General features: G+C 38.0%; 22 protein-coding genes and 1 riboswitch. Of the genes, 16 read left to right on the forward strand and 6 right to left on the reverse strand.

Annotated elements, in window-relative coordinates:
- Nucleotides 1–143: 143 nt before the first annotated feature.
- The 4 genes from EDC17_RS16865 to EDC17_RS09915 form a co-directional block, all read right to left on the reverse strand.
- Complete coding sequence (locus tag EDC17_RS16865; RefSeq protein WP_165894401.1) at nt 144–320, reverse strand: hypothetical protein; 177 nt, start codon at nt 318–320, stop codon at nt 144–146.
- Between the two features lie 172 nt (nt 321–492).
- Complete coding sequence (metE, locus tag EDC17_RS09905; protein WP_132777925.1) at nt 493–2,808, reverse strand: 5-methyltetrahydropteroyltriglutamate--homocysteine S-methyltransferase; 2,316 nt, start codon at nt 2,806–2,808, stop codon at nt 493–495.
- A 67-nt stretch (nt 2,809–2,875) separates the two neighbouring features.
- Nucleotides 2,876–2,981: riboswitch (SAM riboswitch) on the reverse strand.
- A 568-nt stretch (nt 2,982–3,549) separates the two neighbouring features.
- A complete protein-coding gene (locus tag EDC17_RS09910) occupies nt 3,550–4,236 on the reverse strand; it encodes a response regulator transcription factor (protein WP_132777926.1) in 687 nt (228 codons plus the stop codon).
- A gap of 13 nt (nt 4,237–4,249) precedes the next feature.
- The gene (locus tag EDC17_RS09915; protein ID WP_132777927.1) at nt 4,250–6,100 is read right to left on the reverse strand and encodes a sensor histidine kinase; all 1,851 of its coding nucleotides are present in this window, start codon (nt 6,098–6,100) and stop codon (nt 4,250–4,252) included.
- 251 nt (nt 6,101–6,351) lie between these two features.
- Here EDC17_RS09915 and EDC17_RS09920 point away from each other — a divergent pair, with 251 nt between their 5' ends.
- Complete coding sequence (locus tag EDC17_RS09920) at nt 6,352–6,561, forward strand: hypothetical protein (RefSeq protein ID WP_132777928.1); 210 nt, start codon at nt 6,352–6,354, stop codon at nt 6,559–6,561.
- Nucleotides 6,562–6,591: 30 nt separating this feature from the next.
- Here the strand turns inward: EDC17_RS09920 and pyk are convergent, their stop codons facing one another.
- Together pyk and EDC17_RS09930 are read right to left on the reverse strand one after the other, a co-directional pair.
- Nucleotides 6,592–8,022: a pyruvate kinase gene (gene pyk / locus EDC17_RS09925; RefSeq protein ID WP_132777929.1), complete on the reverse strand. Its 1,431-nt coding sequence runs from the start codon at nt 8,020–8,022 to the stop codon at nt 6,592–6,594.
- Nucleotides 8,023–8,144: 122 nt separating this feature from the next.
- The gene (locus tag EDC17_RS09930; RefSeq protein WP_132777930.1) at nt 8,145–8,642 is read right to left on the reverse strand and encodes an IPExxxVDY family protein; all 498 of its coding nucleotides are present in this window, start codon (nt 8,640–8,642) and stop codon (nt 8,145–8,147) included.
- 267 nt (nt 8,643–8,909) lie between these two features.
- Here EDC17_RS09930 and EDC17_RS09935 point away from each other — a divergent pair, with 267 nt between their 5' ends.
- The 15 genes from EDC17_RS09935 (at nt 8,910) to rpsC (ending at nt 21,590) form a co-directional block, all read left to right on the forward strand.
- Nucleotides 8,910–9,146 carry an acyl carrier protein gene (locus EDC17_RS09935; RefSeq protein WP_132777931.1) on the forward strand — a complete coding sequence of 79 codons (237 nt, stop codon included), beginning with the start codon at nt 8,910–8,912 and terminating at the stop codon, nt 9,144–9,146.
- Nucleotides 9,147–9,173: 27 nt separating this feature from the next.
- Complete coding sequence (gene fabF / locus EDC17_RS09940; protein WP_132777932.1) at nt 9,174–10,427, forward strand: beta-ketoacyl-ACP synthase II; 1,254 nt, start codon at nt 9,174–9,176, stop codon at nt 10,425–10,427.
- Between the two features lie 76 nt (nt 10,428–10,503).
- The gene (gene rnc / locus EDC17_RS09945; RefSeq protein WP_132777933.1) at nt 10,504–11,232 is read left to right on the forward strand and encodes a ribonuclease III; all 729 of its coding nucleotides are present in this window, start codon (nt 10,504–10,506) and stop codon (nt 11,230–11,232) included.
- A 68-nt stretch (nt 11,233–11,300) separates the two neighbouring features.
- Nucleotides 11,301–12,680, forward strand: coding sequence for a histidine--tRNA ligase (hisS, locus tag EDC17_RS09950; protein WP_132777934.1), 1,380 nt, complete (start codon nt 11,301–11,303; stop codon nt 12,678–12,680).
- A gap of 157 nt (nt 12,681–12,837) precedes the next feature.
- Nucleotides 12,838–13,833 carry a pyruvate dehydrogenase (acetyl-transferring) E1 component subunit alpha gene (gene pdhA, locus EDC17_RS09955; RefSeq protein ID WP_132777935.1) on the forward strand — a complete coding sequence of 332 codons (996 nt, stop codon included), beginning with the start codon at nt 12,838–12,840 and terminating at the stop codon, nt 13,831–13,833.
- A gap of 46 nt (nt 13,834–13,879) precedes the next feature.
- Complete coding sequence (locus EDC17_RS09960) at nt 13,880–15,508, forward strand: pyruvate dehydrogenase complex dihydrolipoamide acetyltransferase (protein ID WP_132777936.1); 1,629 nt, start codon at nt 13,880–13,882, stop codon at nt 15,506–15,508.
- 116 nt (nt 15,509–15,624) lie between these two features.
- A complete protein-coding gene (locus EDC17_RS09965) occupies nt 15,625–16,812 on the forward strand; it encodes a serine hydrolase domain-containing protein (protein ID WP_132777937.1) in 1,188 nt (395 codons plus the stop codon).
- Nucleotides 16,813–16,832: 20 nt separating this feature from the next.
- Nucleotides 16,833–17,192: a CoA-binding protein gene (locus EDC17_RS09970; protein ID WP_132777938.1), complete on the forward strand. Its 360-nt coding sequence runs from the start codon at nt 16,833–16,835 to the stop codon at nt 17,190–17,192.
- Nucleotides 17,193–17,697: 505 nt separating this feature from the next.
- Nucleotides 17,698–18,315 carry a 50S ribosomal protein L3 gene (gene rplC, locus EDC17_RS09975; RefSeq protein ID WP_132777939.1) on the forward strand — a complete coding sequence of 206 codons (618 nt, stop codon included), beginning with the start codon at nt 17,698–17,700 and terminating at the stop codon, nt 18,313–18,315.
- A gap of 5 nt (nt 18,316–18,320) precedes the next feature.
- On the forward strand, nt 18,321–18,950 hold the full coding sequence (rplD, locus tag EDC17_RS09980) for a 50S ribosomal protein L4 (RefSeq protein WP_132777940.1): 630 nt from the start codon (nt 18,321–18,323) through the stop codon (nt 18,948–18,950).
- A 1-nt stretch (nt 18,951) separates the two neighbouring features.
- The gene (rplW, locus tag EDC17_RS09985; protein ID WP_132777941.1) at nt 18,952–19,242 is read left to right on the forward strand and encodes a 50S ribosomal protein L23; all 291 of its coding nucleotides are present in this window, start codon (nt 18,952–18,954) and stop codon (nt 19,240–19,242) included.
- A 7-nt stretch (nt 19,243–19,249) separates the two neighbouring features.
- Nucleotides 19,250–20,077 carry a 50S ribosomal protein L2 gene (gene rplB, locus EDC17_RS09990; protein WP_132777942.1) on the forward strand — a complete coding sequence of 276 codons (828 nt, stop codon included), beginning with the start codon at nt 19,250–19,252 and terminating at the stop codon, nt 20,075–20,077.
- The gene (gene rpsS, locus EDC17_RS09995) at nt 20,077–20,343 is read left to right on the forward strand and encodes a 30S ribosomal protein S19 (protein ID WP_132777943.1); all 267 of its coding nucleotides are present in this window, start codon (nt 20,077–20,079) and stop codon (nt 20,341–20,343) included. Before rplB ends, rpsS begins: the two co-directional genes overlap by 1 nt.
- Nucleotides 20,344–20,349: 6 nt before the next feature.
- The gene (rplV, locus tag EDC17_RS10000) at nt 20,350–20,781 is read left to right on the forward strand and encodes a 50S ribosomal protein L22 (RefSeq protein WP_132777944.1); all 432 of its coding nucleotides are present in this window, start codon (nt 20,350–20,352) and stop codon (nt 20,779–20,781) included.
- A gap of 11 nt (nt 20,782–20,792) precedes the next feature.
- Nucleotides 20,793–21,590, forward strand: a complete 798-nt coding sequence (gene rpsC, locus EDC17_RS10005) for a 30S ribosomal protein S3 (protein ID WP_132777945.1) — start codon at nt 20,793–20,795, stop codon at nt 21,588–21,590.
- Nucleotides 21,591–21,630: the final 40 nt, after the last annotated feature.

A 21,630-nucleotide genomic window follows, 5' to 3' on the forward strand; every position in this document is an offset into this window, starting at 1 on the left:
AATTATATCAAATTCAGGAAATACTCAGGAAAGAAGCTGACGATTAAAAAATAAAAAGCCGTATCTAACTTTTGATGTTTTGATACGGCCCCTTTCTTCTTTTATACATTCCTGTTAATGGTGTAAAATTCATGCGGATAAAATTATCGACGGTTGCCACCAAAAAATTTTGAAATCAACCAAATAATCAATGCCACCACCACTACGACAATGATAATACCTGACCATACGCCAGCTTTGAAAATTCCTTCTATAACCTCACAACTCGAGAGTAAAGAAACAACGGTAGCCATTACTGCTATTAAGCCTATTCTTTTCATAATTGATGTGTTTTTAATATTATTAACAAGGGTAGGGCAAAATTGTTCTGTATCAATAAAATCTTAACCACCTCATAGATTTCATTTTAACTTTTTCCTAATGTATTAAAGAGAAAAACCTCCCGAAATTTGCATCACGAGAGGTTTTTAATTTAATATTACTAATTCTATATTATGCTTCGGCTCTAAGAATTTTTGCAGCTTCCACCATTCCTTTTAGAGCAGCTTTAGTCTCTGGCCACGCGCGTGTTTTCAAACCACAATCCGGGTTAACCCAAAGTTGTTTGGCTGGTACTACCGCTTTGGCTTTGCGTAATAAATCCACCATTTCTTCTGTGCTAGGCACACGAGGGGAGTGGATATCATACACACCAGGACCTATATCGTTAGGATATTTGAATTCACCTGCAAAGGCGTCCAACAGTTCCATTTGTGATCGTGACGTTTCAATCGTGATTACATCGGCATCCATCGCAGCGATGTCACGGATGATATCATTAAATTCTGAATAACACATGTGCGTATGAATCTGTGTGTCATCCTCCACATTGGACGAAGATACACGGAAGGCCCGTACGGACCAATCAAGGTAATCCTGTTGATCAGCCTTGCGTAGCGGTAAACCTTCGCGGATTGCTGGTTCATCAATTTGAATGATTTTGATACCTGCTTTTTCTAGAGCCTGTACCTCGTCAAGGATTGCTAATGCAATTTGATAAGTCGTCGTCGAACGAGGTTGGTCGTTACGTACAAATGACCACTGTAATATAGTCACAGGACCTGTCAACATCCCTTTCACCGGGCGATCAGTCAACGATTGTGCATACGCAGACCAACGCACAGTCATATCTGCAGGACGATAGACGTCACCGTATATTACAGGAGGCTTTACACAACGTGAACCATAAGACTGCACCCAGCCATATTGTGTGAATGCGTATCCGGCCAATTGTTCACCAAAATATTCCACCATATCATTACGTTCGAATTCGCCATGTACCAATACATCGATATCCAATTGCTCTTGAAGACGAATAGCACTTTCGGTTTCTTCCGCTATGGCTTTGTCGTATTCTTCTTGTGAGATTAATCCTTTTTTCAGATCTGCTCTCCACTTACGAACATCTTTAGTTTGTGGGAAAGAGCCGATTGTGGTTGTGGCAAAATCTGGTAACCCAAACTTAGCTTTTTGTGCTTCTTTACGCGCTTCGAATAATGATGTACGTTTAGCGTCATCATCAGTGATATTACTTACACGTGTTTTTACTTCAGGTTTGTGAATCAAAGGCGAAGTACGACGACTTTCTGCAGCTGCTTTGTTTGCTTGGTAGCGTTCAGTAGTTTCTGCATCTGCATCATCATCAGCTAAAACAGCCAAATCTTTAACTTCTGCTAGTTTCTGTTTCGCAAATGCTAACCAGTTTTTAACTTCTGCAGGAAGCGTATCTTCTTTTTTCTCGCTATCTAAATCATAAGGAACGTGTAATAAAGATGACGATGTACCTACCCAAACTCTATCTTTGCCCAGTGCAGAAACCGCTTGCTCAATTTTTGCTAATGATTTTTCGTAGTCGTTTTTCCAAATGTTTCGGCCTTCTACCACACCCAAGGAAAGTGTCAATGAAGCAGGAACTTTCGCTAGTACGGTATCCAATTGGTTTTCTCCACGTACTAAGTCCAGATGCAATGCGTGTACCGGAAGATTTACAGCGATGTCCTCATTATCTTGCAACGCCTCAAAGTAGGTAGTAGCGATTAATTTTGCACCTTTAGCAGCAGCATTTAACTTTTCGAAAATCGAAGGATATAATGCTTTAACCTTTTCCTCCAAGTCTAATGCTAAATAAGGCTCATCGATTTGGATATATTGTGCGCCGGCATCTGCCAATTTGCCTAAGATTTGTTCGTATACTGGTAATAGACGGTCAATTAAGTCGATGCGGTCAAATCCTACTTCTTTTTCCTTACCGATTAGTAGATATGTAATAGGGCCAATGATAACAGGTTTTGTTTCGATACCCAACTCTTTAGCTTCTTTATATTCGTTTAAGAATTTTTCAGAAGAAAGTTTAAAGGATTGATCTTTAGTGAATTCAGGTACGATGTAGTGATAGTTGGTGTCAAACCACTTCGTCATTTCTGAAGCCGTGACATCAATCCCATCTTCTTGGAAGCCGCGTGCTATAGCGAAGTATAGATCTAAGCTGTAGTTATTGTCTAATTTGTTTAAAAGTGAATTATAGCGAGAAGGAATAGCTCCTACTGTAAGAGATAAATCTAAGACCTGATCGTAAAAAGAGAAATCATTGGAAGGGATAAGTTTTATTCCTGCATCTTGCTGGGTTTTCCAGTTGTTTTCACGAATAGATTTAGCCACTTGCTGTAATTCCTCAGCACTAATTTTTTTTGCCCAGTAAGCTTCGTTTGCTTTTTTCAACTCACGGAAAGGACCAACTCGTGGGTAGCCTAAATTGTTTGTTAGTAACATAAAAGTTTGAATTAAAATTACTTAATAAAAATATTGCTAAGAGAAGGCCACTTGGAATAGTGATCTCGGCTTATCTTTCCCAACTCCAAGGCTGGGTAGAATGTAGCACCTTGTCAAGCGACAGGTTGCTAAGGCTTCAGCGGGTCTAGTCCCTCTGCCTTTCTCTATAAGCGGTGGCTAAGTTATATATTTCGATTCATAAATCAAAAATATAAACATATTTTTTTGCTTCTTTTTAATTTATGCCAAGACTGAAATCAGTTTATTTAGATGTTTTGAGAATAAAAGTCATAAACGTAATTAAAATTTAATGGTAGTTATATAGTGGAGAATGAGTTAATGATATGTTTTGGTTAGCAGCAAGTAGTTTAATAACTCCGGCTGATATCTTTAGAATTGCGATTGTCAGGACTTTTAATGATTGGGCTGATAGTATAAATAGATTTTCCAAATTATGCTAATTCAAGTGCAAGAGGTCTTAATATACGATGTGTGCGCACATTGTGAAATTGATAAAATATATTCTTATATGACGGATTGAAGAAATCCTGGTATCATGGAAGGCTTGACAAAAAAACAAGGTTATTTAGAGATAAGAATCCTTTTTAGCTTCGCCTATTCGTTTTTATGCAAGCATTTGTATACAGGTGGAATGATGTTTTGTCAGGAACATTCGTTATAACTATCTAATTTTGAATAAATAGCATTGAGGTCTGAAATTCTCATTTCAGACCTTTTATGTTAACTAACCAATAATTTGTATCCTCTACCGTGCACATTTACTATCTCTACACTTGCATCTTCTTTGAGGTATTTGCGGAGTTTACTTAAAAACACATCCATACTTCTGCCCGTGAAATAATTGTCATCATGCCAGATCTTTTTCAAAGCTTCTTCACGTGTCAGCACATCATTTTTCTTCAGACACAGTAAACGTAAGAGTTCGGCTTCTTTGGTGGATAATTTTTGTTGTTGACCTTTGTAGGTGATTATTTGACTGGTATAATCAAAGAAGTAATTTCCGATTTCAAATTTATCGGCCAATTCTTCTTCCTTATCTTTAGAAGCTCTTTTAAGTAAAGCATTGATTCGTAGAAGAAGTTCTTCTACGCGAAAAGGCTTAGTGATATAATCATCACCTCCCAATTCAAATGCTTGGGTCTTGTCTTCCATCATACCTTTTGCGGTAGCAAAGATAATAGGGATGGTGGGGTTGATTTTACGTACCTCTTTGCCTAGTGTGAAGCCGTCTTTTCGAGGCATCATCACGTCAAAAATGCATAAACCGAAATCATTTTTGCGAAACTCTTCAATAGCTTTTTCTCCGTCTACTGCGAGTGTGACATCAAATTTACCCTTCAATTCCAGGTAATCTTTTAATAGTTCACCCAGATTAGGGTCATCTTCCGCGAGTAATATTTTTTGCATAAGTTTCTTGTTTCTAATTTTTATTGGCTTTTTTGAGTGGTAATATTACCTCAAAAGTTGTGCCTTTGTCTTTTTCACTCTTGACAATGATCTTTCCATCAAAGCGTTTTATAATATCATTTACATAGCTCAATCCTAATCCAAACCCCTTTACATTATGAACATTTCCCGTCGGGATTCTGTAGAATTGATCAAATATTTTTTCTTGCTGTTCTTTTGTCATTCCCATTCCTTTGTCGGATACCGAAAGAATGATTTTGTCATTCGTGTTGTAGGATCTGACAGTAATTTCAGGAGGGGTTAGGCTATATTTTATGGCGTTATCTACTAAATTGAACATTACATTCGATAGATGCAATTCATCGCCAATCACCAAGTCTTCTTTAGCGTTCAGCTCTTTGATAAGCTTACCATTAGCTTTATTAATCTGCAAGTACATACTATCAAGTACGCTATCCATTAGGCTATTTAGATAGACATCAGTCTTCTCTATCTTTAAATCTTCTTTTTCTAATCTGGCAATGTTTAGTACCCTTTCAATATGATTACCTAGGCGTACGTTTTCATCATATATAATGTTTGCAAGTCTGTTTACACGTTTATTATCTGCCGCTATTTCCGGATCACGAAGCGATTCGCTGGCAATCATGATCGTGGCGACCGGTGTCTTGAATTCGTGCGTCATATTATTGATAAAATCCGTTTTCATCTCAGAGATCTTCTTTTGTCTGAAAATGATACTTAATGTATAAGCAAAACAACCGACTAAGAGGGCAAAAAGTGCCAAAGTGGGTAGAAGCAGATAGCTAATGTTCTTTGCTATTATATTTTTTTTATTTGGAAAATAAATAGATAATCTACCGCGAGATTCTCCAATGTCGCCTTTGAATAATTCTGTCGTATAGCGCGTGAGTTTTTGAGGCTCAATCAAAGTTTTCGGATCGGAGGTTTGGTATATTAATTTGAAATGATCCCTTATTTCCATATTAAACGGAGCATGAATCTCACGACTGGACAGCTCCTTCTGTATGAGTTTGTGTACCCGCTTAGTGTTAATACGTTTGTTCAATGGGCGATTAGCCAATTGTACACTTAGCGCTAGGTCTTCTACTAGATTTGCTTTTTTACCACTCAATATTGCTACTGTATCAAATAAGGTAACAGGATTGGATTCTGCTAATAAATCTGCGCGAATACGATCTAGTGAGGTTACTAATTCTGCTATTCGCTTGTTCAACCTCGGATCTTCTTTGGGGGGTAATGTGGCGATGCGATACCAATTGACATAGCCCGTTAAAACATCAAATTCTGAAATTACATACCTAACGGAGTCATCCTTAGCAGGCACAGGGTCCACCTCTTTGCTCGCGGCTACAATCACGTACGTGTTGGCCAAGGAAGTGCCTACAATAGGTTCTTGCTCCAGACGTATTTGGATAAATCGGCGATTTTGTGGATTATTATAGTAGGTTTCATAAAACCAGTTACTGATCGGAGTGATATTCGGATAGCTCGCTTTTAATGCTTCGTCTGCCTCTTTGAATTTTTCATAAATCTTTTGTTGAGTGATACGAAGTCTATCTATTTCTTGTTGGATCTTAAGTTGTTCGGATAGTTGTTGTTGTTTTCTTTGTTCCTCGATATATTTGTCTCGGTTCACTTTGGATTGCACTTTCGCAAAGTCCAATACTTCTGATTTTTCAATTTCAGAAGCAACTTTAGCTAGCGATGTATTAACCTTTTCGTCAAATAATTGGGATTCTTGGTGGTAGGTCTCTCGGATAAAATAATATTGCATACCCATCACTCCTAATAAAGCGATAGACATGAGCCATATTATTAACGAGATGCTTTTTTTCTTCATTTTATACAAAAATAGTAATCATTACCGCTTAATTGCCTCATTTAACAGATTTTAACTTGTATTAGGTCCAGCGAATTTTTATATTTATTATACTACTAATAAACGAGTTATGAAAGCAGTTGTAGGAATTACAAGTTTGATGGTTATTTTTTTGTTTTGCAATAAAGGCTCAAGATAAAGAAAATGCAAGTAAAAAAGGGGGCATATTTACTTGGGAGAAAAAGTTGGTTGTTGCAGATACTGCTAGGAGCATGTTCAAGCTATATAAAGGCTGGCCTCCACAAGATGATTGCCTCACTACCATCCCCAATGCCTATTCTTTTAATGGGTTAATATATCCCATGCCTATTAAGACTCTATCTGGAGAAGGGTTGGCGCCTATGCCTGGAACTGAAAATTTGGGACGAATGAAGCCTAGTTTATTATTGGATAGCATTCCCCAATCCAAGGATAAAAAATAAGGCGAGAATCAAATTCTCGCCTTTAGTTTATTAGTTTACTACAGATACGCGGATTGTATTTGTCTTACCTTTTTCATGGAGAGGAGTAGAGGCTGTGTTGATCACAATCTGTCCTGGCTCAACCAATTGAATTTTTTTAAGTAAATCATTTACATCTTGAATAGTGCCGTCGGTACTTTCGTATTTTTCGTAGATGAAAGTGCTTACACCCCACACCAAGCTCAGTTGATTCAAAAGATTTGTATTACCTGTAAAAACATAAATGTTTGCATCTGGACGGAAGCTTGAAATTTCAAAAGCTGTGTACCCTGAAGCTGTCATTACTGCAATTGCAGAAGCTTTTGTTTTTTCTGCCAGGAAGATGGAAGATCCACAAATCGCATCCGGTATAATAGTAGTCTCAGAAGGGGTGTTCTTTTTGGCAATATAATACGGATATGAAGTCGATTCAACGTGTGTAATGATTTTAGCCATCGTTTCGATAACGATTTCTGGGAATTCACCTACTGATGTCTCACCGCTCAGCATCACTGCATCAGCACCGTCCAATACGGAGTTGGCAACATCATTTACCTCTGCACGTGTAGGACGAGGAGTGGTAATCATACTTTCTAGCATTTGCGTAGCAATGATTACTGGTTTTGATAGGTTACGACATTTTTGTACAATTATTTTTTGCAAACCTGGAACTTCTTCCATCGGCATTTCCACACCCAAGTCACCACGAGCTACCATTACCGCATCTGTTGCTTCAATGATGGCATCAATGTTTTCTATTGCTTCTGGTTTTTCTACTTTCGCAATTATTTTAGCATGGCTACCTTTAGCAGCAATGATTTCTTTACATTGTTTTATATCTTCCGCAGAGCGCACAAATGACATAGCTATCCAGTCTGCACCATGATCTAATGCAAAATTAAGATTGTCCAAATCTTCTTCTGTCAATGAAGGAATAGATACTTTGGTATTTGGTAGGTTGACACCTTTGCGAGACGTCAAGATACCACCATGTACCACCTCACACATTACCGTGTCTTTGTGGTTTGTAGACAATACGCGCAATTGTAACTTACCGTCGTCTAATAATATGATTTCGTCTTGTTTTACGTCGTTCGGGAAGTTTTCATAAGTGATGTAGATTTTATTCTCATCACCGATTAACTCTTGAGTAGTCATTTCAATTTTCGAACCATTCACTAGAAATGCTCCCCCTTCTTTCATCTTACCAATACGGATTTTAGGTCCTTGAAGGTCAGCTAGGATAGCAACGTGAAAAGGATGTTCTTGGTTGATTTCTTTGATGGTGTTGATTACTTTTAAGTGATCTTCTTGGCTTCCGTGCGAAAAATTTAAGCGACACACATCGACACCTTTGGCAATCAATCGAGTTAATACTTCTTTCTCTGCTGACGCTGGGCCTAGTGTGGCAACTATTTTCGTTCTTTTTTGAATTTTCTTCATTTGAGTTATTCTTCTTTTATTACTTTCTCACCCAGGTTTTCATTATGACAAACAGGGTGCAGTATTTAGGCATAATTATTTTTTTCACTAAAGTGTAAAATGTACACTTTCTAAAGAATCTGCTAAAATATCAGATTTTCTTTAGATTTCAATGAAATTGGCTCAATTTCTTTTACAAGCATGATATCTGGGATGGACTTTAGGTTATCAATAAGTCTATCTAAATCCTCTGAATCGATATAATGTTTGATTAGCATGAAGTAGTCAAAATTTGCTATTTCAGGTATTAAAACGCCATTTTCTAAACTTTTATTGTTGATGAGATAGTATTCAAATTCAAATTGATTGCAACAATATCGATACATTGGAAAGTGGTGTTTGAAATATTTTGTTTTACTTTTTTCTGTAATAACATGATAGTCTAGCTCAGACTGAGGCTTGTTTTTAATGTTGCCATTATGGTCGATAGGTGATTCTTTGCCAAACTGCAGTTTAAGTCCTGAGTGTTTATTTATAAAGTGGCATAATCTGTAATCTCTTAGCGATGAGCTAATTCCTATTAAAGTAAAGTCTAACTCTAAGTCAAAATCAAGATCTAGTTTAAAAGTTACTTTATTCAAAATATTATGGGTGTTGATTTCAGTACGAAAATACAATAAATTAAAAAGGATTTGGAATAAATCAACGCTGTAGTGTAAACTTTTTTTGTAATTGCCTGTTGGAATTAGTATTATTGATAATATTATTTATCCTATTTTAGAGATATTGAAAGAGCACGATTTCAGCTTTTCTGTCTTTATTTTGAAGCTAAATGTCAAAAAGGTTTGATATTTGCTTAAATTTATTTTTCTTTGCACAGATTTATTAAACAATTAAACTATACAATCATGTCAGATATCGCATCAAGAGTAAAAGCAATTATCGTTGAAAAGTTAGGTGTAGATGAAAATGAAGTAACACCAGAAGCTTCTTTCACGAATGATTTAGGTGCAGACTCACTTGATACAGTTGAGTTGATCATGGAATTCGAAAAAGAATTTAACGTAGCAATTCCTGATGACCAAGCAGAAAACATCAGCACCGTAGGTGAAGCTGTTTCTTACTTAGAGAAAAACGTTAACTAACTAATTTTATTAGGCCAAACATAATAAATGGAGCTTAAGAGAGTAGTTGTAACAGGATTAGGCGCACTTACACCAATAGGTAATACAATTCCGGAGTTTTGGGAATCGTTGGTTAATGGTGTAAGTGGAGCTGCTCCTATTACGCATTTTGATGCGTCTAAATTTAAAACTCAATTTGCTTGCGAGGTGAAAGGATTTGATCCACATAATTTTATGGATCGAAAAGAAGCCCGCAAGGTAGATCCTTTTGTGCAATATGCAATTGCTTCTACTGATGAGGCAGTGAAAGATGCAGGATTGGATTTTGATAAATTAGACCGAAATCGCATTGGGGTAATATGGGGTGCGGGTATTGGAGGATTAACAACTTTTTCCGAAGAGATTGCTTCTTATGCCAAAGGAGATGGAACACCACGTTTCAATCCTTTCTTTATTCCCAAAATGCTTATTGATATAGCACCAGGGCATATTTCGATGCGTCATGGTTTGCGTGGGCCAAATTTTTCAGCAGTATCTGCATGTGCTTCGGCAACCAACGCTATGATTGATGCATTTACTTATATTCGTATGGGTAGAGCAGATATTATCATCACGGGTGGTTCAGAAGCTACTGTAAATGAAGCTGGAATCGGCGGTTTTAATGCCATGCATGCTTTATCGACTCGCAATGATGACCCGAAGACTGCCTCACGTCCTTTTGATAAAGATCGTGATGGTTTCGTGTCCGGTGAAGGTTCAGGAGCAATAATCTTAGAGAGCCTAGATCATGCTTTAGCACGTGGAGCTAAAATTTATGCGGAAGTAGTAGGTGGTGGTATGAGTGCAGATGCACATCATATTACAGCTTCACATCCGGACGGGCTAGGAGCCAAGCTGGCAATGACTATGGCTGTGAGAGACGCTGAGATGGACTTTGCAGATATTGATTATATCAATGTGCACGGTACTTCTACTCCGGTAGGGGATATCAGTGAGACAAAGGCTATTGTTGATTTATTTGGTGAGCACGCCTATAAATTGAATATTAGTTCTACCAAATCTATGACAGGGCACCTATTGGGAGCAGCTGGCGCAGTAGAAGCAATTGCTTCTATATTAGCTGTAAAAAATGATGTTGTCCCTCCGACAATTAATCACTTCACAGATGATCCTGAGATAGATAACAAATTGAATTTTACCTTCAATACAGCTCAAAAGCGCGTAGTAAATGCAGCCTTGAGTAATACATTTGGATTCGGTGGTCATAATGCAACTATCGTCGTTAAAAAATATAAAGGTTAGTATTGAAAAATAATAAAAGAGATAATAGGTAGTTTAATCACATTAAGCTACCTATGTTGTTTTTATAGATTGGACGATGTCTTTACAGATTTATAAGTTATACTTTTCGCGTAATAGAGCTTACTACAAAAAGCTAAAAAATATACTTGGATTTGTGCCAGGGAATGTGAAGTTGTATCAAATGGCTTTTCGTCACAAGTCTGTAGCAGTGCCAATCAAAGAAGGGGTAAAGAATAGTAATGAGCGTCTGGAGTTTTTAGGCGATGCTGTTCTCGGGTCTGTTATTGCAGAATTGTTATTTAAACTCTACCCTTACAAAGGTGAAGGTTTCTTGACAGAAATGCGTTCAAAAATAGTGTCACGTGCCAATCTGAATCAATTATCACGTAAACTGGGCTTTGATCAATTGATCCAATACGATTCGCGTATGATTTCTTATCCTACTAAGCAAGGGTCACTCTTGGGTGATGCTTTTGAAGCGGTAATTGGCGCGATCTATCTGGACAAAGGTTATATGTTCACAAAAGAATTCTTACTGACTCGAATTGTTGATCCGCATGTGGATATTGAGACGCTCGAGATTACGGAATCCAATTTCAAAAGTCGCTTGATCGAGTGGTGCCAGCAGGAGGGTAAGGAAGTGGTGTTTAATCTCATTGAGAATCCCCAGGGCGAATCCACCAAAATGTTCAGCATTGAAGTGCTGGTAAATGGTCAGGTGTGCGGAATAGGAAGAGATTTCAATAAGAAAAGCGCCGAAAAACTGGCGGCTGAAAAAGCTTGTGAATTGCTAAGAATTATATAATTCCCCTCCTCGCGATATTCTTTTCGCTGTATTTTTTCATATTCGCTTTGTTATCTTACCTTTGCAGTATGGCAGCAATTAAACCATCATTAGCTAAAGGTACGCGTGATTTTTCTCCTGCCCAGATGGAGAAAAGAAATTATATCTTCAATACGCTAAAAACAGTTTTCAAAAAATTTGGGTATAACGAAATCCAAACTCCTTCGTTCGAAAATCTTTCTACTCTAACCGGGAAATATGGCGACGAAGGTGATAAATTAATCTTTAAAATTCTTAATTCGGGTGATTATTTGTCCAAAGTATCGGATGAGCAATTGTCAGCTCGCAACTCGAATAAATTAATTCCTTATATTTCTGAAAAAGCGTTGCGCTATGACCTGACCGTGCCCTTTGCGCGTTATGTAGTCATGCATCAGAATGATATCGCATTACCATTCAAACGTTTTCAAATACAACCTGTTTGGCGTGCAGATCGTCCACAGCGTGGTCGCTACCGTGAGTTTTATCAATGTGATGTTGATGTGGTTGGTTCAGAGTCTTTATTAAATGAGGCTGAGTTTATCTTGATTTATCAACAAGCATTGCAAGCTTTGGGTCTTAAAGATTTCACCATCAAAATCAATAACCGTAAAATATTAACGGGTATAGCAGAGATTATTGGTAAGCCCGAGCTTATCGTGGATATGACCGTTGCTATTGATAAGTTGGACAAAATAGGATTAGACGGGGTAAACAAAGAACTTTTAGAAAGAGGTTTTACCACAATGGATCTAGATATATTAAAGCCGATTATTGAACTTAAGGGCAATAATGAAGAGAAGCTTCAACAATTAAAAACTGTTTTAGCAAATTCTGAAAATGGTCTAAAAGGCATTCAAGAGATAGAAGAGGTGTTTGGGTATGTTAAAACTTTTGCAAGTGAGAATGTCTTAGATGAGTTTGTGGAAGTAGATATTACATTGGCTCGCGGTCTGAACTATTATACGGGATGTATATTTGAAGTGAAGACGAATGAAGTTGCAATGGGCAGTATCGGTGGCGGTGGTCGCTATGATGATTTGACAGGTATGTTTGGATTGAAAGGTCTGACGGGTGTAGGGGTTTCTTTTGGTGCTGATCGTATTTATGATGTACTGGAGGAATTGAATTTATATCCCGCATCCAATTCTACAAGCACTAAAGTATTGATTATCAATTTTGATAAATCCATAGAAGGCTACTCCTTACCGTTGTTGGCTGAATTACGAAATGCAGGCATAGCTGCTGAATTATATCCAACAGCCGCTAAACTGAAAAAACAAATGAGTTATGCGGACGCCAAACAGATTCCTTTTGTGTTGTTGGTCGGAGATGAGGAAAAAGAAACTGGTCTGTTGAGTCTGAAAAATATGGATTCGGGCGAACAGATTAAAGTAGATAGGCAACAGCTTATTCAATATTTTAGTTAATCTGACGAACTAGGTAATCCTAAGGTATTCGCATTAGTGAATATTATTTTTTATCCATTTATGACAAAAATTACTTAATTCAAAGACTAAAAGTGTCATAAGTTTCGATATAAATTGTTAGATTTGTAATCGGTTAAGTAAGAAACAATACTTTAAAATGAGTTCAACACCTATAACAAAAGAAACATATCTAGAGTGGTATAAATCTATGCTGCTCATGCGTAAATTTGAAGAGAAAGCAGGTCAACTTTATGGACAGCAAAAAATCCGTGGATTTTGTCACTTGTATATCGGTCAAGAGGCAGTAGTAGCAGGTACAGTATCCGCTACTCGACCAGAAGATACATTCATCACATCATATAGAGATCACGCTCAGGCTTTGGCTAAAGGTGTGTCTGCAAATGCGTGTATGGCTGAACTTTATGGTAAAGCAACTGGTTGTTCGAAAGGTAAAGGTGGATCTATGCACTTTTTCTCTAAAGAGCATGGTATGATGGGTGGTCACGGTATCGTGGGTGGTCAGATTCCATTGGGAGCTGGTTTGGCTTTTGCTGAGAAATACAAAGGTACTGATAACGTAAACGTATGTTTCATGGGCGACGGAGCCGTACGTCAAGGAGCCTTGAATGAGACATTCAATATGGCGATGCTATGGAAACTACCTGTGATTTTTGTTTGTGAAAACAATGGATATGCAATGGGTACTTCTGTACAGCGTACGACCAATATGATGGATATTTATAAAATCGGTTTAGGTTTTGATATGCCATGTGCACCAGTAGACGGTATGGATCCTGTTGCTGTACATAATGCGATGGACGAAGCTGTTCAACGTGCACGTGCAGGTGAAGGTCCTACATTCTTAGAGATTCGTACTTACCGTTACAAAGGTCACTCTATGTCCGATCCTGCTAAATACCGTACTAAAGAAGAATTAGAAGAGTATAAAGGTAGAGATCCATTGATGACGATTAAAGCTGCTATTCTTGAAAACCAATATGCTGATGAAGCTTGGTTTAAGGATGTAGAAGCAGAGGTGAAAAAAGTAGTAGAGGATTCAGTAAAATTTGCGGAAGAATCTCCTTATCCTTCAGTGGATGAATTGTACAAAGACATATACGTACAAGAAGACTATCCATTTGTAATGGATTAATACACATTGTTAAGGTTTTTATAAAAGATATAATCTACTATAATACATGGCTGAAGTAGTAAAAATGCCTAAAATGAGCGACACGATGACCGAAGGGGTGATCGCTAAATGGCACAAGAAAGTTGGTGATAAAGTTAATTCTGGAGACCTTTTAGCAGAGGTAGAGACAGATAAAGCGACAATGGATTTTGAATCTTATCAAGATGGTACATTGTTATATATTGGCCCCAAAGAAGGTGAAGCAGTTCCTGTGGATGCTGTTATCGCTGTGTTGGGTGAAGAAGGTGAAGATTTCCAAGCTTTATTAAGCGGAGGAGATGCAGCCCCAGCAAAGGAAGAAGAAAAAACAGAAGCTAAAGCGGAAGAAGCTGCAGCACCTGCATCTTCTGATTCTACTGTTACAGCAGAAGATTTAGGTGTGACAGTAATCACAATGCCTTTGTTAAGTGATACCATGAAAGAAGGTGTGATTGCACAATGGAACTTCAAAGTAGGAGATACAATCAAATCTGATGACGCTATTGCAGACGTAGAGACGGATAAAGCGACAATGGAAGTGACTGCTTATGCAGATGGTACGCTGTTGTATGTAGGTCTTGAAGCTGGTGAAGCGGCTAAAGTGAATGATATCATCGCTATCGTTGGTCCAGAAGGTACGGATGTAACACCGTTATTAAATCAACCTGCTGCTGCTCCCAAAGCTGAAGCAAAATCGGAAGAAAAAGCACCTGAAGCATCTACTACTTCTGCTCCAGCTGTGACAACTACAACATCATCATCAGATGATTCACGCGTAAAAGCTTCTCCATTGGCACGCAAAATTGCTAAAGAGAAAGGTATCAACTTGAATGATGTAAAAGGTTCTGCTGATGGCGGACGCATCGTGAAAAAAGATGTAGAAAGCTTTGTTCCTGCAGCGAAAACATCAGCTGCTCCAGCGCAAGAAGCAAAAGCTGAAACCAAAACTATTAGCTTACCAACTTTTGTTGGCGAGGAAAAATATACAGAGTCGAATGTTTCGCAAATGCGTAAAACAATCGCTCGTCGTTTGGGTGAGTCGTTATTCACAGCTCCTCACTTCTATTTGACAGTAAGTATCGATATGGATAATGCTATTGCAGCGCGCACTCAAATCAACGAGGTAGCTCCAGTGAAAGTATCATTCAATGATATGGTAATCAAAGCTGTGGCGGTGGCTTTGAAACAACACCCTGCTGTAAACTCTTCATGGCAAGGTGATAAAATCAGATTCAACCAACATACAAACATTGGTGTTGCTATGGCAGTTGAAGATGGTTTGTTAGTACCTGTTGTTCGTTTTGCAGATGGTAAGACATTATCACATATCTCGGCAGAGGTTAAAGATTTCGCAGGTAAAGCTAAATCTAAAAAATTAACTCCAGCTGATTGGGAAGGATCGACTTTCACAGTCTCTAACTTAGGTATGTTTGGTATTGATGAATTTACATCGATTATCAACTCACCGGATGGAGCTATCTTGTCAGTAGGTGCTATCCAACAGATCCCTGTAGTGAAAAATGGTGCAGTAGTACCAGGTAATGTAATGAAATTGACTTTAGGTTGTGACCACCGTGTTGTGGATGGTGCTACAGGAGCTCAATTCTTGCAAACATTAAAAGGTTTATTAGAAGCTCCAATCCGTTTACTTGCGTAAAAAGATTGTTTCTTATCATAATTTGAAGCCACTTTACAAAATAAAGTGGCTTTATTTTTGGTTTTTCTTTTAGAAACCATTTATATTTATTTGAATTCAAAAATCGAATCAGTAGCGTGAATAGTTTAGTAAGGTTAATAGCATTTTTTGTCCTCAGCACATTTATTATTTCTTGTAAGTCCGAAGCCAAGAAAAAAGAAGAAGTTTTACAGAAGCAGTCCGAATTGGACAGCATAGCGTTGATATATGATCCGCAAAATGTTGATCCGCGAGTAGATGAATTTATGCAGAAACTGCATAAACGTTCAGGTTTCAATGGAAATGTGCTCATCGCCAAAAAAGGTAAAATAATTTATCAGAACTCTTTTGGATGGGCTGATTATCTTCATAAAGACAGCCTTCATATCGACTCTAAGTTCGAATTAGCATCTGTCTCAAAACCAATGACCGCTTTAGCTGTATTACAATTAATTGATCAGGGTAAAATACAGATAGATCAACTTGTGTCAGATTTTTTTCCAGGTTTTCCTTATGAAGGAGTAACTGTTAGACAATTACTAACCCATCGTAGTGGGATGCCCAACTATGTATACTTTGTCGATAAAATTTGGTCGGACCGTAAGAAAGGCATGTCTAACCTAGACGCTATCAATCTATTAATAGAACATAAGCCCGCGCGCTATGGTAAGCCTGACGGACGCTTTCACTATAACAACTCTAATTATATGATGTTGGGAGCTATCATTGAAAAGGTTTCCGGGCAAGATTTTGATTCCTATATGCAAGAGTATGTTTTCAAGCCTGCTGGAATGAAAAATACAGCGGCCCTTTCTCGGGTGAAGTATGATAAAATTCCGACTGATGTTATAGGTCATGATCGCGTTTGGCGCAGATCGGTGGTTCAAGATTATCTCGATGGGCCATTAGGAGATAAAGGGATTTACAGTACTGTAAGAGATATGTATTTGCTTGATAAGGCTTTGAAGGAAGGGCGCCTATTAAACCAAGCATTACTCGATTCTGCTTATATGCCAAGATCGGACGCTAAGCGGGGTGTGTTTAGTTACGGGTACGGCTGGAGAATGTTTACTTCTGGAAATGAAAAAATTGTTTATCATACCGGTTGGTGGCATGGTTTTAAGAATTTATATGTACGAGACCTCACTAATGATGTGACTATTGTTCTATTGTCAAATATGGTAAATGGCAGCATTAATCAACTTGACGAGTTGTATAAAATATTAGAAATGCCTATCTTAAGGCAAAATGCATATGACTCCAACGGAGGATTTGTTGAACATTAATATTATAAATTTAAAAGTATATGAAAAAGACATTGATATTAGGTGCAAGCACGAATTCAGCGCGATATTCCTATTTGGTTGCCAACAAATTAGTAAGAAAAGGTTATCCCATTGTCAATGTCGGGCGTAAAGTAGGTGAGGTGGCTGGTGTTGCTATTGAGCCTGCTGAGAAGATTCACACGGACATTGACACCATTACATTATACGTTGGACCAAAGAATCAAGAACCGTACTATGATTATATTTTGAATACAAAACCTAAGCGCGTCATCTTCAATCCAGGCTCCGAGAACGCAGAATTGGCTGCCAAACTGAGGGCTGAGGGAATCGAGCCGGTAGAAGCTTGTACTTTAGTAATGCTTAATACGGGGCAGTATTAATTATTGTCGAGAAGGCATTGGTGTGCCAATAAATTTTCATCTAATAATAATAGCTAAAGGAGATAATTTATATTATCTCATTTAAGTTTCTGGTCAAGAAAATAAATTAAAATTATTTTTTTTATATAATTTAAAAGGTTGTTTTTCTACTTCTTTAAATGTCTGCTACATCACGTTTAGAGTCGCATCTCTATAAATTATATCCTACAATCTCGATACTTAAATCTTCTCATTAATTGCTGAAGTCTGTTTAATCTGTATAGATATAATAAGATTTTGGTATCACACAATTGTTTAATAGATGGGAATGTAAAACCTTGAAGTAAAACTAAATCATAAGTATAGTACAAAAATTCATAATCTTTTTAGAAAATCTTAAAAAATAATGTCTTAATTATTTGATAGTTATAAAAATCTTTGTACTTTTGCAGTCCCTTATTGGGGAAAGTATGTCTTGAGCGAAGCCCTACTGCTTCGATGGACTTTAATTAATTTAATTTATAACATGTCAGGAATTATTGGTAAAAAAGTAGGAATGACCAGCCTGTTCAACGCTGATGGGAAGAACATCCCATGTACAGTAATCGAGGCTGGGCCGTGCGTGGTAACGCATATACGTACGGTAGAGAAGGACGGTTATACGGCTATTCAACTTGGTTATGATGATGCCAAGGAGAAAAACGTAACTGCTCCTCTTAAAGGACACTTCGCAAAAGCGGGAGTGACTCCTAAGCGTAAACTAGTTGAATTCAAAACTTTCGAAGATGAAAAACAACTAGGTGACATCGTGGATGTAACTTTATTTGAAGAAGGTGAGTACGTAGATGTAGTGGGTACTTCAAAAGGTAAAGGTTTCCAAGGTGTAATGAAGCGTCACGGATTTGGTGGTGTAGGTGGTGCGACTCACGGTCAGCACAATAGACTACGTGCTCCAGGTTCATTAGGTGCTTCTTCTTGGCCTTCACGTGTATTCAAAGGAATGCGCATGGCGGGTCGTACAGGTGGTGAGCGTGTGAAAGTTCAAAACTTACAAGTATTGAAAGTTTATGCGGAGCAAAACCTAATCGTTGTTAGTGGCTCTATCCCAGGAGCTAAAGGTTCTTACGTAATCTTAGACAAATAGAAGAGATGGAAGTTAATGTATTAAATTTATCAGGTAAAGAAACAGGTGCCAAGGTGCAGCTTCCTGAATCAGTATTCGGTGTACAACCTAACGACCATGCGATCTATTTAGATGTAAAACAATACCTAGCGAATCAACGTCAAGGTACTCACAAGTCTAAACAACGTAATGAAATCGCGGGTTCTACTCGTAAATTACACAAACAAAAAGGTACTGGTGGTGCTCGTGCGGGTTCTATCAAATCTCCATTGTTTAATGGTGGTGGTCGTGTATTCGGTCCTCAACCTCGTGACTATTCTTTCAAATTGAACAAAAAATTGAAACAATTGGCACGTAAATCAGCGTTATCGTACAAAGCACAAGAAAACAATGTTATCGTTTTGGATGAAATCAACTTTGATGCAATCAAAACTAAAAACTATGTAGCTTTAGTTAACGCGTTAAATGTAGCTGACGAAAAAACTTTATTGGTTTTGCCAGCGTACAATAACAATGTTTATTTATCAAGCAGAAACTTGAAAAAAGCAAAAGTTGTAGTAGCTTCTGATTTAAATACATACGATGTATTAAATGCTACTAAATTATTGTTAACTACAGATTCTGTTAAAACTTTGGAGGAAGCATTAGCTAAGTAATATGGAGATTATTAAAAAACCTATCTTAACTGAGAAAGCTTCATTATTGACGGACAAATTAAACCGTTATGCTTTCAAAGTAGATCATAGAGCAAACAAAATTCAGATTAAATCTGCTATCGAAGAGATGTTTGGCGTAACTGTAGTTGCAGTAAACACTTCAGTAGTAGCTGGTAAAGCAAAAAGCCGTTACACTAAAGCAGGATTCGTTTCTGGAAGAGCTCCTAAGTATAAAAAAGCCGTCATTACAATTAAAGATGGAGAAACTATTGACTTTTACAGTGTTATATAAATAAAAAATGGCAGTTAAAAGATTCAGACCGGTTACCCCTGGTACTCGTTTCAGAGTAGGCGCAGACTATTCTGATGTTACTACAAACGTCCCTGAAAAGTCGTTGGTAGTAGGAGCGAACAAAAGATCAGGTGGTCGTAACAAGACTGGTAAAATGACTATGCGTTATATCGGTGGCGGACACAAGAAAGTTTACCGTATTATAGATTTCAAACGCGATAAAAAAGAAATCCCAGCAACAGTAGCTACTATCGAGTACGATCCAAATCGTACAGCTCGTATTGCATTATTGCACTACGCGGATGGTGAAAAACGTTACATCATTGCACCTACAGGCTTACAAGTTGGTATGACTGTAATTGCAGGTGAAAAAGTTGCTCCAGAAGTAGGTAATACATTACCATTAGCAAACATCCCATTGGGTTCTATCATCCACAACATCGAATTAAACCCTGGTCAAGGTGGTTCAATCGCTCGTTCGGCTGGTACATATGCTCAATTGTCTGCTCGTGATGGTAAGTATGCTATTATCAAATTGCCATCAGGCGAAGTTCGTATGATCTTATTGACATGTGTTGCGACTATCGGTTCAGTATCAAATGCTGAGAAAGCTAACCAAGTGTTAGGTAAAGCTGGTCGTAAACGTCACTTAGGTCGTCGTCCTCGCGTTCGTGGTGTTGCGATGAACCCAGTTGATCACCCTATGGGTGGTGGTGAAGGCCGTACATCAGGAGGTCACCCACGTTCTCGTACAGGTGTGTTAGCTAAAGGTTTCAAAACACGCTACAAAAAGAAAACATCGAATCGTTACATCATTGAAAGAAGGAAAAAATAATGGCTCGTTCAATTAAAAAAGGTCCTTACATCGATCACAACTTAGAAAGAAAAGTTCTTTCTCAGAATGAAACTAACAAAAAATCAGTAATCAAAACTTGGTCTCGTAGATCAATGATTTCACCTGATTTTGTAGGCCATACCTTCGCAGTGCACAACGGGAATAAATTTATTCCAGTTTATGTAACAGAAAATATGGTCGGTCACAAGCTTGGTGAATTTGCGCCTACGCGTACATTCAAAGGCCACGCAGAAAAGAAAAAATAATAGGTAATGGAAGCAACAAAAAAAGTTAAGAAGTCTGTACTAATCAGACAACGCAAAGAGCAGGCAAAAGCTCAAACAGGAGGAGCTTCTACTGCCAAATTATTGAATTGCCCTACTTCTCCACGCAAAATGCGTTTAGTAGTGGATCTGATCCGTGGCGAGAAAGTAGAGAACGCTCTTTACATTCTAAAACATTCAAGCAAAGAGGCAGCAGCTCGCGTAGAGAAATTGTTATTATCTGCAATCAAAAACTGGGAAACTAGCAACGAAGGAGCATCAGTAGCTGATAGCGCATTATTCGTGAAAGAAGTATCAGTAGGTGGCGGTCGTCAATTGAAAAGATTACGTCCAGCTCCACAAGGTCGTGGATACAGAATTCGTAAACGTTCGAACCACGTAACTTTGGTAGTAGATAGTTTAAATAACGTTAACAACTAATTTATTATAGAATGGGACAAAAAGCAAATCCAATAGGTAGCAGATTAGGAATCATCAAAGGATGGGACTCTAACTGGTTCGGCGGAAAGAACTATTCCGATAAATTAGTTGAGGACGAAAAAATTAGAAAATATCTTTCTGTACGTATCGCTAAAGGTGGCGTAGCTAAAGTTGTTATTGAAAGAACTTTAAAACGCATCACAGTAACAATCCACACGGCTCGTCCAGGAATTGTTATCGGTAAAGGTGGTCAAGAAGTTGACAAGATCAAAGAAGAGTTGAAAAAACTGACTAAAAAGGATGTTCAAATCAACATCTTCGAGATCAAACGTCCAGAACTAGATGCTAAATTAGTAGCTGAAGGTGTCGCTAAGCAATTAGAAGCACGTATTTCATTCCGTCGTGCAATGAAAACGTCTATCGCTTCTACAATGCGTATGGGCGCAGAAGGTATCAAAATCATGTGTTCAGGTCGTTTAGGTGGTGCTGAGATGGCTCGTACAGAGCAGTACAAAGAAGGAAGAACTCCTCTACACACATTACGTGCTGATATCGACTACGCTTTAGCAGAAGCACTTACTACCTACGGTAAAATTGGTATTAAAGTATGGATCTGTAAAGGTGAAGTATACGGTAAACGTGACTTATCTCCTAACATCGGTCAAACTTCTAACACGAAAACTCGTGGCGGAAACGAAGGCGGTGAGCGTCGTGACAACCGTGGTGGTAATAACCGTGGTGGTCGCCGTGACAACAACCGTGGCGGACAAAACCGTGGCGGACAAAACCGTGGTGCTAAAAAAGATTAATTAATAACAAGATTTAAAAATGTCCCGTCATCGGGCGGGA

This window comes from Sphingobacterium alimentarium, assembly GCF_004342685.1.
Classification (GTDB): Bacteria; Bacteroidota; Bacteroidia; order Sphingobacteriales; family Sphingobacteriaceae; genus Sphingobacterium; species Sphingobacterium alimentarium.

What these genes read in the sequence shown, in the direction of transcription:
- EDC17_RS16865 (WP_165894401.1), bottom strand. Translation starts at nt 320, where the DNA reads ATGAAAAGAATAGGCTTAATAGCAGTAATGGCTACCGTTGTTTCTTTA.
- metE (WP_132777925.1), bottom strand. Translation starts at nt 2,808, where the DNA reads ATGTTACTAACAAACAATTTAGGCTACCCACGAGTTGGTCCTTTCCGT.
- EDC17_RS09910 (WP_132777926.1), bottom strand. Translation starts at nt 4,236, where the DNA reads ATGCAAAAAATATTACTCGCGGAAGATGACCCTAATCTGGGTGAACTA.
- EDC17_RS09915 (WP_132777927.1), bottom strand. Translation starts at nt 6,100, where the DNA reads ATGAAGAAAAAAAGCATCTCGTTAATAATATGGCTCATGTCTATCGCT.
- EDC17_RS09920 (WP_132777928.1), top strand. Translation starts at nt 6,352, where the DNA reads ATGTTCAAGCTATATAAAGGCTGGCCTCCACAAGATGATTGCCTCACT.
- pyk (WP_132777929.1), bottom strand. Translation starts at nt 8,022, where the DNA reads ATGAAGAAAATTCAAAAAAGAACGAAAATAGTTGCCACACTAGGCCCA.
- EDC17_RS09935 (WP_132777931.1), top strand. Translation starts at nt 8,910, where the DNA reads ATGTCAGATATCGCATCAAGAGTAAAAGCAATTATCGTTGAAAAGTTA.
- fabF (WP_132777932.1), top strand. Translation starts at nt 9,174, where the DNA reads ATGGAGCTTAAGAGAGTAGTTGTAACAGGATTAGGCGCACTTACACCA.
- rnc (WP_132777933.1), top strand. Translation starts at nt 10,504, where the DNA reads ATGTCTTTACAGATTTATAAGTTATACTTTTCGCGTAATAGAGCTTAC.
- hisS (WP_132777934.1), top strand. Translation starts at nt 11,301, where the DNA reads ATGGCAGCAATTAAACCATCATTAGCTAAAGGTACGCGTGATTTTTCT.
- pdhA (WP_132777935.1), top strand. Translation starts at nt 12,838, where the DNA reads ATGAGTTCAACACCTATAACAAAAGAAACATATCTAGAGTGGTATAAA.
- EDC17_RS09960 (WP_132777936.1), top strand. Translation starts at nt 13,880, where the DNA reads ATGGCTGAAGTAGTAAAAATGCCTAAAATGAGCGACACGATGACCGAA.
- EDC17_RS09970 (WP_132777938.1), top strand. Translation starts at nt 16,833, where the DNA reads ATGAAAAAGACATTGATATTAGGTGCAAGCACGAATTCAGCGCGATAT.
- rplC (WP_132777939.1), top strand. Translation starts at nt 17,698, where the DNA reads ATGTCAGGAATTATTGGTAAAAAAGTAGGAATGACCAGCCTGTTCAAC.
- rplD (WP_132777940.1), top strand. Translation starts at nt 18,321, where the DNA reads ATGGAAGTTAATGTATTAAATTTATCAGGTAAAGAAACAGGTGCCAAG.
- rplW (WP_132777941.1), top strand. Translation starts at nt 18,952, where the DNA reads ATGGAGATTATTAAAAAACCTATCTTAACTGAGAAAGCTTCATTATTG.
- rplB (WP_132777942.1), top strand. Translation starts at nt 19,250, where the DNA reads ATGGCAGTTAAAAGATTCAGACCGGTTACCCCTGGTACTCGTTTCAGA.
- rpsS (WP_132777943.1), top strand. Translation starts at nt 20,077, where the DNA reads ATGGCTCGTTCAATTAAAAAAGGTCCTTACATCGATCACAACTTAGAA.
- rplV (WP_132777944.1), top strand. Translation starts at nt 20,350, where the DNA reads ATGGAAGCAACAAAAAAAGTTAAGAAGTCTGTACTAATCAGACAACGC.
- rpsC (WP_132777945.1), top strand. Translation starts at nt 20,793, where the DNA reads ATGGGACAAAAAGCAAATCCAATAGGTAGCAGATTAGGAATCATCAAA.